Here is a 14477-nt window from a genome sequence, read left to right on the forward strand (position 1 = left end):
CTGCTGTTTCCCGCGCTGATCGGTCCGATTCTGCGGATCAGGGAGAGCAGGCTGTGGGGGTGGGCCGCCGGGATGGTGGCCGGCATGGTGGCCGTGCAACTCGTCACGGACTTCCTGGTGCCGCAGGCCCCGCAGACTCCCGAGGGATTCCCGATCTCCGTCTGGGAATTCTGGTTCGGTTACAACTTCCCGCCGGTGCGGCTTTTCGAGTTCGTGCTCGGGATGGTGCTGGCCCGGCTGGTGCTGGCGGGGCGTTTTCCGCGGGTCCGGGTGCTGCCGGCGTCGTTGCTGGCGGTGGCGGGGTACGGGCTGGCCTTGGCCGTGCCGTTCCTGTACGGCCTGAACGTGGCCACGATCGTGCCGGTCTCCGTCCTGATCTGCGCGGTGGCCATGGCGGACGTCCACGGCACTCCCACCGTCCTGCGCAGCCGCTGTATGCAGTGGCTGGGCGAAGTCTCCTTCGGCTTCTACCTCTCCCAGTACGTGGTGATGTACTTCGGCCGCACGGCGTTGATGCACGAGCGGCTTTTCGACCCGGTCGCCGGTACGGCCGTACTCCTCGGCTTCTTCGGCGTCACGCTGCTCGTCGGCTGGCTGCTGCTGGTCTGCGTCGAACGTCCCGTGATGCGCCGCTGGGCCAGGCCGCGCAAACCGCCGCGGATTTCCGTACCCCCGCCCGCGGAGGCGGTCGATCCCCCCGTCCCCAGCCTGCGCTGACCCCTTCACCATCCCCCTCTCCCGCCGAATTCCCGAGAACGCCGAGGAGCCCTCTCATGCCCGTCATCGACGTGGACGGCTTGCCCGTCCACTACACCGCCCAGGGAAGCGGCCCCGGCCTGCTGCTCGTCCACGGGACGGGGGCCGACTCGGAAAGCAACTACGGCCACCTGCGGCAGTACTTCACCGACCGCTTCACGGTGATCACACCCGACTACTCGGGCAGCGGGCAGACCCCGCTGCCCGAGGGGGAGCTGACCGTCGACCGCCTCGTCGACCAGGTGGTCGCCGCCGCCCGCGAGACGACCGACCAACCCTTCGACATCGTCGGCTTCTCGCTCGGCGCGGTGGTCGCCGCGACCGCCGCCGCCCGGCACCCCGGACTCGTACGGCGACTGGTGCTGGTCAACGGCTGGGCGCGCGGCGACGACCCGCGCCAGCACCTCACGATGGACCTGTGGCGCCGGCTGGCGGAGGTCGGCGAGGAGTCGTTCGCGGCCTTCAGCACGCTGGTGATCTTCTCGCCCGCCTTCCTGGCCGCCATGGGCGACGAAGGCGTCAAGGAGGCCGTCGCCGGGGTGCGGGCCACGCCGGGCACGCTCCGGCAGATCGAGCTCGACCGGGACCTGGACATCCGGGACCGGCTCTCCGCGATCAGGGCACGGACGCTGGTCGTCGGCTCGGCGCAGGACCAGCTCGTCCCCGTCGGGCACGCCCGCGAACTCCACCGGGAACTGGCCGGCAGCACGTACGCCGAACTGGACAGCGGCCACTTGGCCGTCTTCGAGAAGCCCGCCGAGCTGGTGCGGCACATCCAGGAGTTCCTGGCCTGACACCGGCCCACGGGGGAGGCGGCTTCCGTGTACGGACAAGGAGACAAGGAATGACCGAGTCGCTCGTCCGCGCCGGGCGAGGGGAGCGGAGATGAGCCTGCTCACCACGGCACCGGCCACCGGCGCGGGGCCCGGCACCGGGCGGCGCCGGGTCCTGCTGGCGCCGGTCACCGCGGCCCCCTGCCGGCCGCTCACGTACAGCGACCTCAAGGGCCTGCTGTGGACCGACGTGATGTACCGGGCCACCTCCCACCTCGCCGACGTGACCTACCGCTACAGCCACACGACGTACGACTGCACCGAGCAGACGGCCGGTTTCTGGGAGTACCTCGACCGCGTACAGGGCGACATCGACTACTCCGGCCTGTCCGAGGACGCCATCGGCGAGCTGTACGCCCGCTATCGTGCCGAGGGCGGCCCGGTGCCGCCGGACGCGCTGCGGCCCTACCGCGAGGCCGTCGAGCACCACGGCTGGACCCACCCGGCCGCCGCGCGGATCCTGGAGAGCCGGGCCTCCCAGTACGCCGCACTCGGCCTGTACGACCCCGGCCTCGGCCGGCACCAGCCACCCGCCTTCGGCCTGGAGGAGGCGCTCGCCTGCCTGAACAGCCAGGGATTCTGCCTCGACCTGCGAGCCGACGGCGGCCCGGTCTACCTGGACGCGACCCGGTACGGCATACCGCTGCGGCAGATCGTCTCGGCTGACGGGCAGCCCGGCCACCTGGCCTGCACGCTGCGCGAACTGCTGCCCCTGGCCGCGGAGTACGACGAGGTGGTGCTGCTCTTCGACCAGGGCCTGGACCCCGACTACCGGCTCCTGCAGCGGGTGCTGTCGTACGCCGGCCCCGACGTCCACCGTGTCGCCCTCGGCGGGGTGCCCGCCGACGGCCACCTCCGCTCCTCCCGGCACGGCGCGGGCAAGAAGCGGCACGACCACACCGTCGCCGACCTGATCGACGACATCGGGGCGGGCCACGAGCCGGCGGTGACCAGCCTCGGCGTACGGCTGTACTTCATCGCGGCCCTCGGCCCGGGGCAGCGGCAGCCCTTCCGGAGCGACCTGCTGCGCTGTTGCCTGGACCGGGCGCGGCGGCTGCTCGACCGGGAGCCCGCCGGGTACGGCTCGCCCGCGGAGGCCGCGGCCGCGCTCACCACGGCCCTGGACGGGCACCGGGGGCGCGACCATCTCTACGTGGACCCCTACCGGCTCACCTCGGGCCTGCTCGCCGGGCACCGCGGACTCCCGGTGGCCGAACTGGCGACGGCGGTGTTCACATGACCCTCTCGCAGGATCTGCTGCGGCGGCGGGCGGCGGAGCACGTACGGGCCGCGCATCCCGCCCTGGCCGCACGATTCGACTTGGACGCGGCCGACGGCCTCTCGGCGGCCCGGTCGGAGGTCGCGTCGCTGGCCGAGTCCGCCGACATCCAGGCCGTGGTCGTGCTGCGCCGCTTCTCCCTCGCCCCGTGGGTCCGTGCCACGTGCCACTTCGCGGCGGGCGTGGACACCGGCCGCGCGGCGCGGTGGCGCGGGGCGCTCACCCGTACCGTCTTCCTGGCCGGCAACCCGGACCAGCTGCGGGACCGGTTCGCCTTCGACCACATCGGCGAGGACGGTTCGGCCGCCTGGCTCGGTCCGGCGCCGGCCGCCGCATCGGCCGCGCTGCGCCGGCTGCTGAAACGCTTCGAGAGTGACCGCGCGCTGCCGCCCGCGCCCGCCACCAAGATCCCGGTTCCCGCTGCGGCGCACGGGCTGCCCGCGAGGCGGCCCGTATGCCGGGACCTCTACGTCGCCACGGCCGGGATGACGCTCTCGGGCTGCCTGGGCCACCTCAACCACCTGCTCGTCGAAGCGGTCCTGGACGGGCTGATCGCCCCCGGCGACCAGCTGACGGTGCGGCAGGTGCCGACCCTGGCGGGCACGTCGGCCCCCCTCGCCTCCCTGCGTATCGGCGCGGACGCCCGCCACCCGGAACGGCTCAGGGCGTACGCCGCCCTGACGGAGGGGACCGCCCGCGTCTGACGGTCCCGCGGCCGCACCGGCCGGCCTCACCGTCGCGAGAACACTCCCCGGGCCCCCCACAAAACCCCCGTCGCCGCCAGCACCACCGCCAGCGCGACCCACGGCAGCCCGGCCAGGCCGGCGGGGCCCAGCATCAGGCCGCCGAACAGTGCGCCGCCTCCGATGCCGATGTTGAACGCCGCGACGTACAGGGAGGACGCCGCGTCGGCGGTGTCGCCGGCGAGCCGGAGTACGGCCGTCTGGAGGCTCACCGGCAGCGCGCCGATCGCGAAGCCCCACAGGGCGACGGCGGTCGCCGCCACCGGGGCCAGGTGGACGCCGAGGCCCAGCGCGGCCAGTGCGGCGGCCATCACGCCCGCGGTGCCGAACATGACCAGCCGCGGCCGGCGGTCCACCAGCAGCCCGCTCAGCCACGTGCTGACCAGGCCGGCCACGCCGTACACGGACAGCAGGGTGCTCAGTGTGCCGCTGCTGACGCCGCCCTCGTCCTCCAGCAGGGGGGACACGTAGGTGTAGAGGGTGAAGTGCCCGAGGATCATCAGTGCCGTGGTGACGACGACGGGGCGCAGGCCCGGCAGCCGCAGTACGCGGGGGATGTCGGCCAGTCGCAGGGCCGCCCGGTCGGGGGTGCGGGGCAGGACCCGGACCGCCACGGCGAGGGTCACCAGGCCGATGCCGGCCACCGTGCAGAAGGCCGTGCGCCACCCGGCGGCCGACCCCAGGACGGTGCCCAGGGGCATGCCGAGCACGAGGGCGGCGGAGTTGCCGCCGAAGACGATGGCCGTGGCCCGGCCCGCGCGTCCCGGGTCGGCGAGCGCGGCGGCGTATCCGGCGACGATCGAGAAGAACACGCCGTGCGAGGCGCCGCACAGGAAGCGCGCCACGACCAGCATCGGGTAGTTCAGCGCGAGCCCGGAGAGCACCGTGCCCAGCGCGAACACCGAGCACACCACGATGAAGAGGCGCTTGCGCGGCCATCCCGAGGTGCGGGCCGTCAGGGGCGCGGCCATCAGCCCGACGGCGAACGCGTACACCGTGACGAGCAGTCCGACGCGGGCCTGCTCGACGCCCAGGTCGGCACTGATCAGCGGCAGCAGCCCGACGGGCAGCAACTCGGTGGTGACGACGACGAACATGGCCACGGCGAGTACGGCCAGGGCGGTGCGGCGGCGGGCGGGCGAGGCCACGGGCTCCGGCGCGAGGGCGGTGTCGGCAGCGGTGGTCACATGGCCTCCTGATCCAGGGCGCGGGCGAGGAACACGCGGACCAGCCCGAGCCAGTCCGCCCGGTCGGCGGGGTTCATGAGGTGGCCCGCGCCGGGGAGTTCGGCGTATTCGGCGCCGGAGATGCCGTGTGCCATGCGGCGGGTGCTGGCGGGCAGCACCATGCGGTCACTCGCGGGGGCCACCACGAGCGTGGGCACGTTGATCTTCGGCAGGTCGCCGTGTACGTCCACCCGGCAGACCAGGTCGAAGTGGGCGAGCGCGGGCAGCAGTCCGGCCCGGGCGGCCGCCGTCCGGGCGTCGATCTCCGTCTCGGACAGCTGGGACAGTTCCGTCTGCGACAGGCAGGCCAGGCAGGCCACCCGGGCCGCGGTGTCCAGCTGTCCGTTCCGGCCCAGGGTCTGGATCAGCTGCGCGGTCAGCCGCTGGGCGGGGTCGGGGGAGGCGAAGCCGGCGGTGAGCACGAGTGCCGTGATCCGGCCGGGGTGCCGGGTCGCGGCCCGTACGGCCACCGCGCAGCCCAGCGACTCGCCGATGACGGGGAACGTGTCGTGCCCGGCCGCTGTCGCGGAGTCGACCAACAGGTCGGCTAAGTCGTCGAGTTCGAGTGGGCGGGGGGATTCGGGGGTGCCGCCGGCGCCGGGGTAGTGCGGGCCGATGACGGTGTGGTCCCGGGCCAGTTCGTCGAGGACGAGGCCGTAGTTGCCGAGAACTCCTCCGCCCGCGCCGTGCGCGAGCACCAGTGCGGGCCCGCTGCCCTGGACGATGACCTCGCGCGAGGAGGAAGGGGAGGGGGTGTGGGAACCGGACGTCAGGGGAAGAAAACGCTCAGTGGTCATGCCGTTCACGCTAAACTCTCACATCAATGTGAGAGTCAAGTGCCCCACGCGGAGGTGGCGGGATGCGCATGAAGGAGATGGTCCGGCGCACCGGGGTCCACGAGCGGCTGCTGCGCTACTACGAGGAGCAGGGGCTGCTCTGCCCGGACCGGCTGCCGAGCGGCTATCGCGTCTACGACGAGGCGGACGTGGAGACGGTGCACCGCATCCGCTGCCTGCTGACCGCGGGCCTGCCGACCGCCCTGATCGCCCGGCTCCTGCCCTGCGTACGCGACGACGAGGACCAGCTCGTGCCCACCTGCCCCGAGCTGCTCGGCCAACTGGACGCCGAGCGTGCGCGCATCACGCACTGCATCGAGCAGCTCCAGGCCACGCGCCGGATGCTGGACTCCGTCATCACCGCCGCGCCCGAGGGGCTGTTCATCCCCTCCGCAGGCCGTCATGCCGACTCCCAGGCGGGCAGCCCCGCCTGACCGCCACCCGACGGGACGGGCCCCGGAAGCCGGTGAGCTTCCGGGGCCCGGTTCGGTGGTGCTCAGGGGCTAGGGAGCGTGCGCCGGGTTGTCGGGGGTCGGGGAATTGGTCGTGGTGGTGCGGTGGGTGGACCAGGTCGTCAGGGCCGTGGCGCAGGCGTGGTCCAGGTGGCGCAGGCCGGTGAGGTCGAGGGCGACCGCGCGGTCGTGCGGGAGGGCCTCCAACTGGTCGAGGAGCTTGGGGAGCCGGAGGAAGGTGGCGTTGCCGAGGGCCCGTACCCGGACGGGCTCGGAGGACGGGGCGTCCAGGCCGGAGATCTCCAGGTGGACGTGGGAGGTCTCCCAGGCGGTCTTGGCGATGGCCAGGAGGAGGCCGATCAGGACGCCTTCGAACATGTTGGTGACGACGATGGCGATGGCGGTCGCCGCGAGGACGACCGCCTCACCGCGGTGCTCGCGCCACAGGGGGCCGAAGTCCCGCAGCGGGAGGAGCTTGAAGCCCGCGTGGATGAGGACGCCCGCCAGCGCGGCCACCGGGATGATGCCGAGCGCCGCGGGGAAGGCCGCGGCGAAGATGAGCAGCCAGGCGCCGTGCATGACGCGGGACGCCTTGGTGCGCGCGCCCGCGTGGACGTTGGTCGCGCTGCGGACGATCACCGCGGTCATCGGCAGGGCACCGAGCACACCGCAGACGGCGTTGCCCGCGCCCTGGGCCATCAGCTCCTTGTCGTACTGCGTACGCGGGCCGTCGTGCAGCCGGTCCACGGCCGCGGCGCTGAACAGGGACTCGGCGGACGCGATGAGGGTGAAGGCGAGGATGGTGCCGAGCGCCCCCACGCTCGCGAGCGCGGCGAAGTCCGAGCCGCCCGGCGGCTGGACGGCGGAGAGCAGGCCCTTGACCTCCACGCGTGCCACGGGCAGGTCGAGGGCGAAGACCGCGAGCGTGGCCAGCGCCACGGCCGCGAGCGGGGCCGGCAGGACGCGGGCCGCGCGCTTCCACCGCGGCCACAGCACCAGTACGGCGACGGTGCCCGCGCCGACGCCGAGGGCGGCGAGGGCCGCGCCGGACCCGGCGGTGCCGGTGACCAGGCCGGGCAGCCCGCCGAGGTTGGCGAGGCCGCTGCCGGGCGCCTTGGCGTCGGTCAGGGCGTACAGCTGCCCGGCGATCAGGACGAGTCCGATGCCCGCCAGCATGCCCTGGACGACCGCGACGGAGATGGCACGGAACCAGCGGCCGAGGCGCAGTGCGCCCATGGCGAGCTGGAGGAGCCCCGCGATCAGGACGATGGCGCCGAGCGCGCCGAGCCCGAACTCCTTGACCGCCTCGTAGACGAGGACGGTGAGGCCGGCGGCCGGACCGCTGACCTGGAGGCTGCTGCCCGGCAGGAGCCCGGTGAGCAGGCCGCCGACTATGCCGGTGATCAGGCCCAGTTCGGCGGGTACGCCGGAGGCGACCGCCACGCCCACGCACAGGGGCAGGGCCACCAGGAAGACGACGATGGAGGCGGTGAAGTCCGCGCGGAGGAAGGGCCAGCGGGGGGACGACTTGGGGGATTTCACGGGTGCGGCCGCGTTCGCCGGGCGGCCGGACGGGGCGTCGGCCGCGGGGATGGTCCCGGTTTCGGGCGCCGGGGTCGGCGTCGCGCCGGTGGTCGTTTTCGGTGTCATGACAGGCGCCTTCAGAGGGGGAGGAAGGTGTCGGTGGCGGAGTCGTGCGCCGAGACCTGGCCGGTGTGGACCTCGTAGTACCAGCCGTGCAGGGCCACTTCGCCGGCGTCCACGCGCTCGCGTACGCACGGGTACGCGCGCAGCCGCGCCAGCTGTTCGGTGACGTGCTGCTGGACCGCGGTGGCCACCGTCGGCGCCTCGTCCCTGGGCAGTTCGCCGGAGAGCTGCTGGGTCAGCCAGGCGCGTACGTCGGGGGCGCCGGCGAGGTCCTCGCGGCGCGCCATGGCGCCGACCGCCCCGCAGTGCGAGTGCCCGCACACGATGATGTCGGCGACGCGCAGGACCCGCATCGCGTACTCGATGGTGGCGGCCTCCGCGCTGGCCGGCATGTCCGGCCGGTGCGGCGGTACGGCGTTGCCCGCCGTGCGCAGTTCGAAGAGTTCGCCGGGCAGGGCTCCGGTGATCAGGGAAGGGATGATCCGTGAGTCGGAGCAGGTGATGAACAGGGCGAGGGGCGACTGGCCGTCGGCGAGCCGCTGGTAGGTCTCCCGCTCCTCGTGCGCGGCCGCGATGCGGGCGTTGAAGGAGCGGGCGTTTTCGATGAAGGTTTCCACGAGGGAATGTCTCCTGCTGGTCGGAAAGTGGTGCCATGGGGGGGCATGGCAGAACCCGTTCGACTGGTGCGGAGCAGGAAGCCCCGGCGGTGTCGCTCAGCAGCGGAAGACGCAGTGCAGACAGTGCAGGGCGGGGCGGTTGCCGAGGCCTGCTCTCGATGTGGTGAGGGACGCTGCGCTGCCGGTGTGTGGGGGCAGGCAGAAGGCCGTGGGGTACGGGTGGGCCGCGCGGGGCGCCGGCGGGAACGGGCGGCGGTGCGGGGACGGCTCGCCGGGCGCCGTCCGCGTGCAGCGGCGTGCCTGGTTGCGGTCCTTGTCCTTCTCGCGCCCGGGGTCCCGTTCGTTGTCGCGCCGGTAGAGGTTGCCGGTGTTCGTGGTCCGGTCGGACGAGACCTCGACGGGCGGTCCGTGCGCGCCTGCCGGTGCGGTGGGCGTGAGGGAGTACGCGGGGGCCGGCGCGGTGGCCGTGGCGGACGGGGTCTTCGCGCCCTTGACCGCGGCCGTGCCGATGAAGACCAGGGTCAGGATCGCGGCGATGACGCCGAGGAGGCCGACCGGAGTGGTGTGGGGGGAGCGTCGGTGCTGTGGGTACCCGCGCGTCCGGGCGCGTGCCTGGGCGCGGGGCGGCTTGGGGGGTCGGGACCGCATGCGTCACCGGCCTCGGGTCGGTTGCCGGTCCGGGCGGTGGCCGCGCGTGAACGCGGTGCCCGGCGGGCTGTGCGGCTGGTTGGCGGCGGTGTAGTGGGCCGGGTGTCCCGCGGTGTCCGGGCGGGTGCGCAGCGCCCCGGGAAGCGCGTGGCTGATCATGCCTGCTCCCCGGAAGCCGGAGCGGGCGCCGGAGCGGCAGGGGCGGCGGGGGCGGTCGCGTCCGGACGCGCGCCGCGCGCCCGGCGGCCCGCCAGGACGAGCAGCGGTACGAGCCCGAGCGCCAGGACACCGCCGCTCAGGGCCAGCGTGGAGTACCCGCCGGTGGCCACGACCAGGCCCGACGCCATTCCTCCGGTGGCTCCCGCGATGGCGATGCCGACGTCGACCAGCCCCTGCGTCGAGGCGCGGGTGGCGGGCGGTACCGCGTCGGTGACGATGGCGGTGCCGCTGACCAGGCCCAGGTTCCAGCCGAGCCCCAGGAGTACGAGGGCGGTGGCGAGCGCCGGTACGGAGTGCGCGGGTGCCAGCGCGGCGAGCACGCCGGCGGCGAGCAGGACGGCGCCGGAGGCCGCGGCGACCCGCAGCCGCCCGATCCGGTCCACCAGCAGCCCGGTGAGCGGCGACGGCAGGTACATGGCCGCCACGTGCAGGGCGATGACCAGCCCCGCGGCCTCTGTCGGATGGCCGTGCGCCCGCATGTGGACGGGCGTCATCGTCATGATCGCGATCATGACCAGCTGGGTGAGCGTCATGACCGCGGTACCGGTGACGACGCCCCGGGTGTCGGCACGCGGTGCGCCGGGCACGGCGGGTGCCGGGTCGCCGGCCTCCGGTGCCGCGGCCTCCGCCTCCGCCAATTCCTGCGCCAGCCGCAGCGGATCGGGCCGCAGGAAGATCGCCAGCACCACCGCTGCCGCCGCGTACGCCACCACGGCCAGCAGGAAGGGGCCGGCCAGGTGCGGGATCCCCCACCCGTGTGCCACGTCGCCCGTGACGCCCACCAGGTTCGGACCGGCCACCGCGCCGAGCGTGGTGGCGAACAGGACCAGGCTCACCGCCCGCCCCCGCCGCGCCGGAGCGGCCAGGTCGGCCCCCGCGTACCGGGCCATCAGGGTCGTCGCCGTCCCCGCGCCGTAGACCAGGAGCGAGAGGAACAGCAGCGGTACGTTGCCGAGGGCGGCGGCGAGGACGACACCGAGGCTGCCCAGGCACGCGGTGGCGTACCCGGCGGTGAGGCCGGGCCGCCGGCCCCAGCGCTGGCAGATCCGGCCGATGCCCACGGCGCCGAGCGCGGCACCGCCCGTGAACAGGGCGGCGGGCAGCCCGGACAGCCCCGTCGAGCCGAGCATCTCCTCGGCGAGCAGCGCGCCCACCGTGATGCCCGCCGCCAGTCCCGCGCCGCTGAGGACCTGGGAGAGGGCGAGCACCGCCAGGACGCGGCGCTGCTCCGGGGGTTCCGAGTGCTCCGGGTGCTCCGGAATCTTCGTGGCGCGGCCGTGGGGGGCCGGTTCGCCGTGCCGAGCGCTCATGGGTCCGTTTCCTCGTTCTCGGGCTGCCCCGAAAGCGCGCTCAGGGCGCGCCGGCAGGCTGGAGCGCCGCGATGTCCCGCAGCGACATGCTCAGCTGGTCGTGCAGGAAGCGCACGATCGTCCAGTGCGGCAGGGCGCCCTCGTCGAAGGGGCCGAACTCGCGCACGTACAGCGGTATCCAGCGCAGCGCCTCTTCGATCACCTGCTCCCGGCCGGGTTCCTGCTGGTAGTCGTCGTAGCCGATGCTCCGGTGCTCGATGAAGAATCGTCCCGGCAGGCGCTCCTCGCAGAACTCGCGGTACTCGCGCGTCTGGAGGATGAGGTAGTGCCAGATCTCGTCGATGTCCTGCTCGACGGGCAGGAAAAGTCCGCTCAGCTCCTCGCGGTGGCGGGAGACCAGGTAGAGGTAGCGCAGGCACTCGGTGACCTGCCGCTCGACGTACTCGGGCGCCGCCCCGGTCAGGCCGGTGAAGTGCGACACCACTTCGGCGTGCATCCGGTCGCCGAGCAGGGCGGTGAGGTCGCCGGTGCCGACGGGCGGCTGTTCGTGCGGCTGCGTGGTCATGGTTCTCCCGTGGTGTTCCGTGATCCCGTACGCATTGATCCAGTACGTGTGGGGCCCGTACGCGGTGATCCCGTACGCGTGCGTCCCGTACGCGCCGGCCGTTCAGCGGCCGGGCGCCGCGCCGTCCCGGTCGAGCCACGCGTACTTTCCCGACCTGCCGATGGGCAGGTGCGCGCGGTGGGCGTCCCGGCAGGGCAGGCCGGTCAGGTCCTCGACCCCGGCGCGCAGCGCCGCCGCCTCCGGCGCGGTGAGGGGCTCGCCGTCGAACGTCGTGTACCGCAGCTCCGCCCCGGTCCGGTCGGCGTCAACGCCCAGCTGGTGGACGAAGATCCGTGGCGAGGCGGCACCGACGCGGTCGTCGAGGTCGCCCTGGGCGACCGGGCCGCGGCCGTGTGCCGAGGTGAGCAGCTCCTTCTCGCGGCCGCAGAACCGGGCGATCTTCGCCGGGTCCGGCGTGCCGTCCAGCGTGCGCGCGCAGTCCCCCGAGCGGTAGCGGATGAGCGGCATGTACGGGTTCCGCACGCTCGACACGATCATGCTGAAGATCTCGCTGCCCGGGACGACCGGGATCAGCTCGACGCTCATCTTGTCGAGGTACGGGTGGTACCGGCCGTTCCGGTCGCTGTAGTAGAGGTAGCCCAGTTCGGTGCTGCCGAAGAGGTCGATCACCGGGCAGGCGAAGTGCTCGTGCAGGAAGCGCCGTACGTTCACCGGCGTGTACTCGTACGCGTGCACGATGCTCGCCGGCTGCGGGAACCGGTCCCACAGGCCCCAGTCGGTCACCTTCCGCACCAGGTGCGCCAGGTGGTAGCTGGAACAGTCGAGGTGGTACCGGCCCCGCGGGTGCGCCTGTTGGGCGGTACGGATCTCGGCGAGCATGCGTTCGACGTCGTCGCGGTCCCACCGTGCGGGGTCGAGCCGCAGGTTGACGTAGCACGTGCGGTCGTCGAGCCGCCGGTCGTCCAGGTCCGGTACGGGCGCGGGGGCGGCGTCGGCCGGCGCCCCGCGCTTCCTGGCGTTGACGCGGGCCACGTGCTCGGTCGCCAACACCGTCGTCAGCGAGACGCGTTGGCAGCCGTCGTGCCAGGTGTCCGAGATGTCGGGGTGCTCGCTCCACAGCTGGTAGTAGGAGTTGAGCAGGAAGTACGGGGGCCTGATGATCTGCATTCGGGCGTGGTTGGTGCCCGTGGAGAGCACGTACTCCGCCTTGCCCGCGGCGAGGGCGTCGGCCAGCACCGGCGTCATCCAGTTGTCCGGAAAGCCGTGGGCGATCTCCGGCTTGTCGAGTATGGGGAAGTGTCCCCGCTCGATCGAGGCGCGGTAGATCGGTATGTCCTTGATCCGGTTCACGATGTCGGCGGTCGGTTGTCCCGGCCGGCTCGGCTGGCCATCCATGGTCACCCTCAGGTCTGTCTTTGTCTGGCGGACGGGGAGTGATCGGTGTCGCGTGTGATGTGCCGGGCCCTCGTGAGGTGGCGGGAGCCGGCCGGCGGTGTGCGGGCCGCCGGCCGGCTCCTCGCCGGGAAGGCTCAACGCCCGGTCAGGAGATACACCCCGTCTTGGGCGCGGCCGTGGTCGCGCTGATGCAGCCGGACTTCGTGGCGCTGATGCAGCCGTCCTTGCCCGCACCGCGCGGGGAGTTGAGGGCGACCCACTCGCGCCACACGCCGTCCTGGGCCATCTTCTTGATCAGCTGTTCCATGTCCGTCGAGCCTCCGCAGGAAGGGGAAGGGTGGAAAGCGGCGACGATCAGCCACACGAGTTGTGTGGGTGCCGCTCCCTAGAACGTAAAAGAAAGACCAAGTGATCGTCAAAGGGTCTCAATACGTGGATGGCTCAAACGGTGGCGCGCGAGGGTAGTTTGGCTTGATCTTGCGCGTTATGGCCACAGATCGGAGCGGCATCGTGGCTGGTTGTGGCTGTTGGAGGCCGAGATTGCGCGGGGCGGCGGCAGGGTCGGGCGGCCGATTGGTCTAGCGCGTACATGTCAAGTATGACCTTGGCTGGAACCGCGCGGGTTGTCCTGATGGCGACAGGTCTGCCGTGAGGTGAATGCCCGGTGGATTTACCGAAGTCGTCGCGGGATGGCGCCCGATGTGATTCCGCCCGTATCGGGTGCTTCGGGCGCCGCGGGGGCGGGAGCGGGACGGCCGCCCCGCCGCCGCCCTTTCCCCTCGGACGAACCCGGCGCGGACTTAGTCCGTACGGGAATCGGAACACGAATCCGGGCGCGAATCCGGGCGCGGCTCCGCACCCGAACCGGCGCGCGCGGCCGTACCCGAATCCGTGCCCAGCGGACGGGCGGCGACCGTGGCTGTGAACAGTTCTTCGCCGTTCTGGTGCGCCGTGACGCGCGTGTGGACAAGACCGGAGGCGTCCGTACGCGGCGTGCCCCCGGGCGGGAATTCGGCCGTGAATCCGTCCGGGGAATCCCCGGTACCAGCGCCGGAATCCGGCTGCCCCAGCACCGTTGCCGATATCCAGCACGGTGCGTCCAATTCCGCGTACCGCGTGAAGACGGTGCGCAGGCCGACGGGTATGACCTGAAGCGGGTGCAGCGTCGCGTGAACGGCCTGGTGGGCGGCCTCCAGCAGCAGCATGCCGGGCGCGTGGTCGACCGGGTGGTCGAAGATGACCGGGTGGGTGGTGTCCGTGCGCAACTGCCAGCGGTCGCGGGTGTCGGTGGGCGAGAGCATCACGCTCTCGAACTGGTCGCGTGCCACGCGCTGCGGTGAGATCGGCGGCGGCAGCGGCACGGCGCGGGCCATGGCCTCGCGGGCGTCGCCGTATTCTCCGCGGAGGCGGCGGTAGATGGCCGGGGCGTGGCTGGTGAAGCGGGCGACCGCGGTGCCGAGCCGGGCGCCGTTCCGCGTCGCCTCGACATCCATGGTCAGTGCACTCAAAGTGTCCTTGCGGCGTTTGATGTCGGAGCAGCTGATGCGTAGTTCGATCTCGGTGGGGGCAGTCTCGGTACGGAGTGCGTCAGGGTCCAGCGAATAGGTGAAGTGGTCCCAGATCAGTTGGTGACCGAACGGCACGTTGTAAGCGAGGTGCGAGAGCAGCGGAATGGTCTGCCGGATCGTCTCCACGAGCAGGAGCGGATCGTGCAGCCGGTTTCTTGAGGAGTAGAACGTATGGGTTCGCGGCCATTCCGCGGTCACGACATGGACGTCCGGGGCCGACTCGCGCCAACTGGTGAGCAGGACTTCGGACAGCGCCTGCTTGTGTACATACTCCTTCGGCACGGTCGTCGTCAGCGTGTGCGGGGACGGGCCGGCGGCAGCGGGAGTGGGAAATGTCGGAAGCTGGCCGGTGGTGCTCATGCGGGTATCCCCCTGAGGAGTGT

Annotated in this window: 16 protein-coding genes; 5 read left to right on the forward strand and 11 right to left on the reverse strand. The window is 72.6% G+C overall.

Annotation, left to right across the window (positions count from 1 at the left end; all coding sequences use genetic code 11):
- From ACH4K4_RS22960 to ACH4K4_RS22975, 4 genes are all read left to right on the forward strand, one after another.
- Nucleotides 1-717, forward strand: a 717-nt coding sequence (locus tag ACH4K4_RS22960) for an acyltransferase family protein (protein WP_398169629.1), incomplete at its 5' end; no start/stop codon positions are given.
- A 56-nt stretch (nt 718-773) separates the two neighbouring features.
- Nucleotides 774-1550: an alpha/beta fold hydrolase gene (locus tag ACH4K4_RS22965; RefSeq protein ID WP_398169631.1), complete on the forward strand. Its 777-nt coding sequence runs from the start codon at nt 774-776 to the stop codon at nt 1548-1550.
- A gap of 91 nt (nt 1551-1641) precedes the next feature.
- On the forward strand, nt 1642-2829 hold the full coding sequence (locus ACH4K4_RS22970) for a hypothetical protein (protein ID WP_398169632.1): 1188 nt from the start codon (nt 1642-1644) through the stop codon (nt 2827-2829).
- Complete coding sequence (locus ACH4K4_RS22975) at nt 2826-3572, forward strand: DUF6182 family protein (RefSeq protein WP_398169633.1); 747 nt, start codon at nt 2826-2828, stop codon at nt 3570-3572. Before ACH4K4_RS22970 ends, ACH4K4_RS22975 begins: the two co-directional genes overlap by 4 nt.
- 26 nt (nt 3573-3598) lie before the next feature.
- Here ACH4K4_RS22975 and ACH4K4_RS22980 read toward each other — a convergent pair whose 3' ends face one another.
- Both ACH4K4_RS22980 and ACH4K4_RS22985 read right to left on the reverse strand, forming a co-directional pair.
- Nucleotides 3599-4798 (reverse strand): MFS transporter, encoded by a 1200-nt coding sequence (locus ACH4K4_RS22980; protein WP_398169635.1) that lies wholly within the window; start codon nt 4796-4798, stop codon nt 3599-3601.
- Complete coding sequence (locus ACH4K4_RS22985) at nt 4795-5634, reverse strand: alpha/beta fold hydrolase (protein WP_398169637.1); 840 nt, start codon at nt 5632-5634, stop codon at nt 4795-4797. Before ACH4K4_RS22985 ends, ACH4K4_RS22980 begins: the two co-directional genes overlap by 4 nt.
- 62 nt (nt 5635-5696) lie before the next feature.
- Here ACH4K4_RS22985 and ACH4K4_RS22990 point away from each other — a divergent pair, with 62 nt between their 5' ends.
- Nucleotides 5697-6107 (forward strand): MerR family transcriptional regulator, encoded by a 411-nt coding sequence (locus ACH4K4_RS22990; RefSeq protein WP_398169638.1) that lies wholly within the window; start codon nt 5697-5699, stop codon nt 6105-6107.
- Nucleotides 6108-6176: 69 nt separating this feature from the next.
- Here ACH4K4_RS22990 and ACH4K4_RS22995 read toward each other — a convergent pair whose 3' ends face one another.
- The 9 genes from ACH4K4_RS22995 to ACH4K4_RS23035 all read right to left on the reverse strand — a co-directional run bounded on the left by ACH4K4_RS22995 (nt 6177) and on the right by ACH4K4_RS23035 (nt 14454).
- Entirely contained in the window at nt 6177-7775 is a 1599-nt protein-coding gene (locus tag ACH4K4_RS22995) for a SulP family inorganic anion transporter (protein WP_398169640.1), read from the reverse strand.
- Between the two features lie 11 nt (nt 7776-7786).
- The gene (locus ACH4K4_RS23000; protein WP_398169642.1) at nt 7787-8389 is read right to left on the reverse strand and encodes a carbonic anhydrase; all 603 of its coding nucleotides are present in this window, start codon (nt 8387-8389) and stop codon (nt 7787-7789) included.
- Nucleotides 8390-8485: 96 nt separating this feature from the next.
- Nucleotides 8486-9037: a hypothetical protein gene (locus ACH4K4_RS23005; protein ID WP_398169644.1), complete on the reverse strand. Its 552-nt coding sequence runs from the start codon at nt 9035-9037 to the stop codon at nt 8486-8488.
- 3 nt (nt 9038-9040) lie between these two features.
- A complete protein-coding gene (locus ACH4K4_RS23010) occupies nt 9041-9196 on the reverse strand; it encodes a hypothetical protein (RefSeq protein ID WP_398169646.1) in 156 nt (51 codons plus the stop codon).
- Entirely contained in the window at nt 9193-10566 is a 1374-nt protein-coding gene (locus ACH4K4_RS23015) for an MFS transporter (protein WP_398169647.1), read from the reverse strand. Before ACH4K4_RS23015 ends, ACH4K4_RS23010 begins: the two co-directional genes overlap by 4 nt.
- Before the next feature lie 40 nt (nt 10567-10606).
- Entirely contained in the window at nt 10607-11131 is a 525-nt protein-coding gene (locus ACH4K4_RS23020) for a hypothetical protein (RefSeq protein ID WP_398169649.1), read from the reverse strand.
- Nucleotides 11132-11233: 102 nt separating this feature from the next.
- A complete protein-coding gene (locus tag ACH4K4_RS23025) occupies nt 11234-12526 on the reverse strand; it encodes a hypothetical protein (protein ID WP_398169997.1) in 1293 nt (430 codons plus the stop codon).
- 145 nt (nt 12527-12671) lie between these two features.
- On the reverse strand, nt 12672-12833 hold the full coding sequence (locus ACH4K4_RS23030; RefSeq protein WP_167538260.1) for a hypothetical protein: 162 nt from the start codon (nt 12831-12833) through the stop codon (nt 12672-12674).
- Nucleotides 12834-13326: 493 nt separating this feature from the next.
- A complete protein-coding gene (locus ACH4K4_RS23035; RefSeq protein WP_398169650.1) occupies nt 13327-14454 on the reverse strand; it encodes a ScbA/BarX family gamma-butyrolactone biosynthesis protein in 1128 nt (375 codons plus the stop codon).
- Nucleotides 14455-14477: the final 23 nt, after the last annotated feature.

This window comes from Streptomyces sp. NPDC017529 (genome assembly GCF_044329785.1).
Lineage (GTDB): Bacteria > Actinomycetota > Actinomycetes > Streptomycetales > Streptomycetaceae > Streptomyces.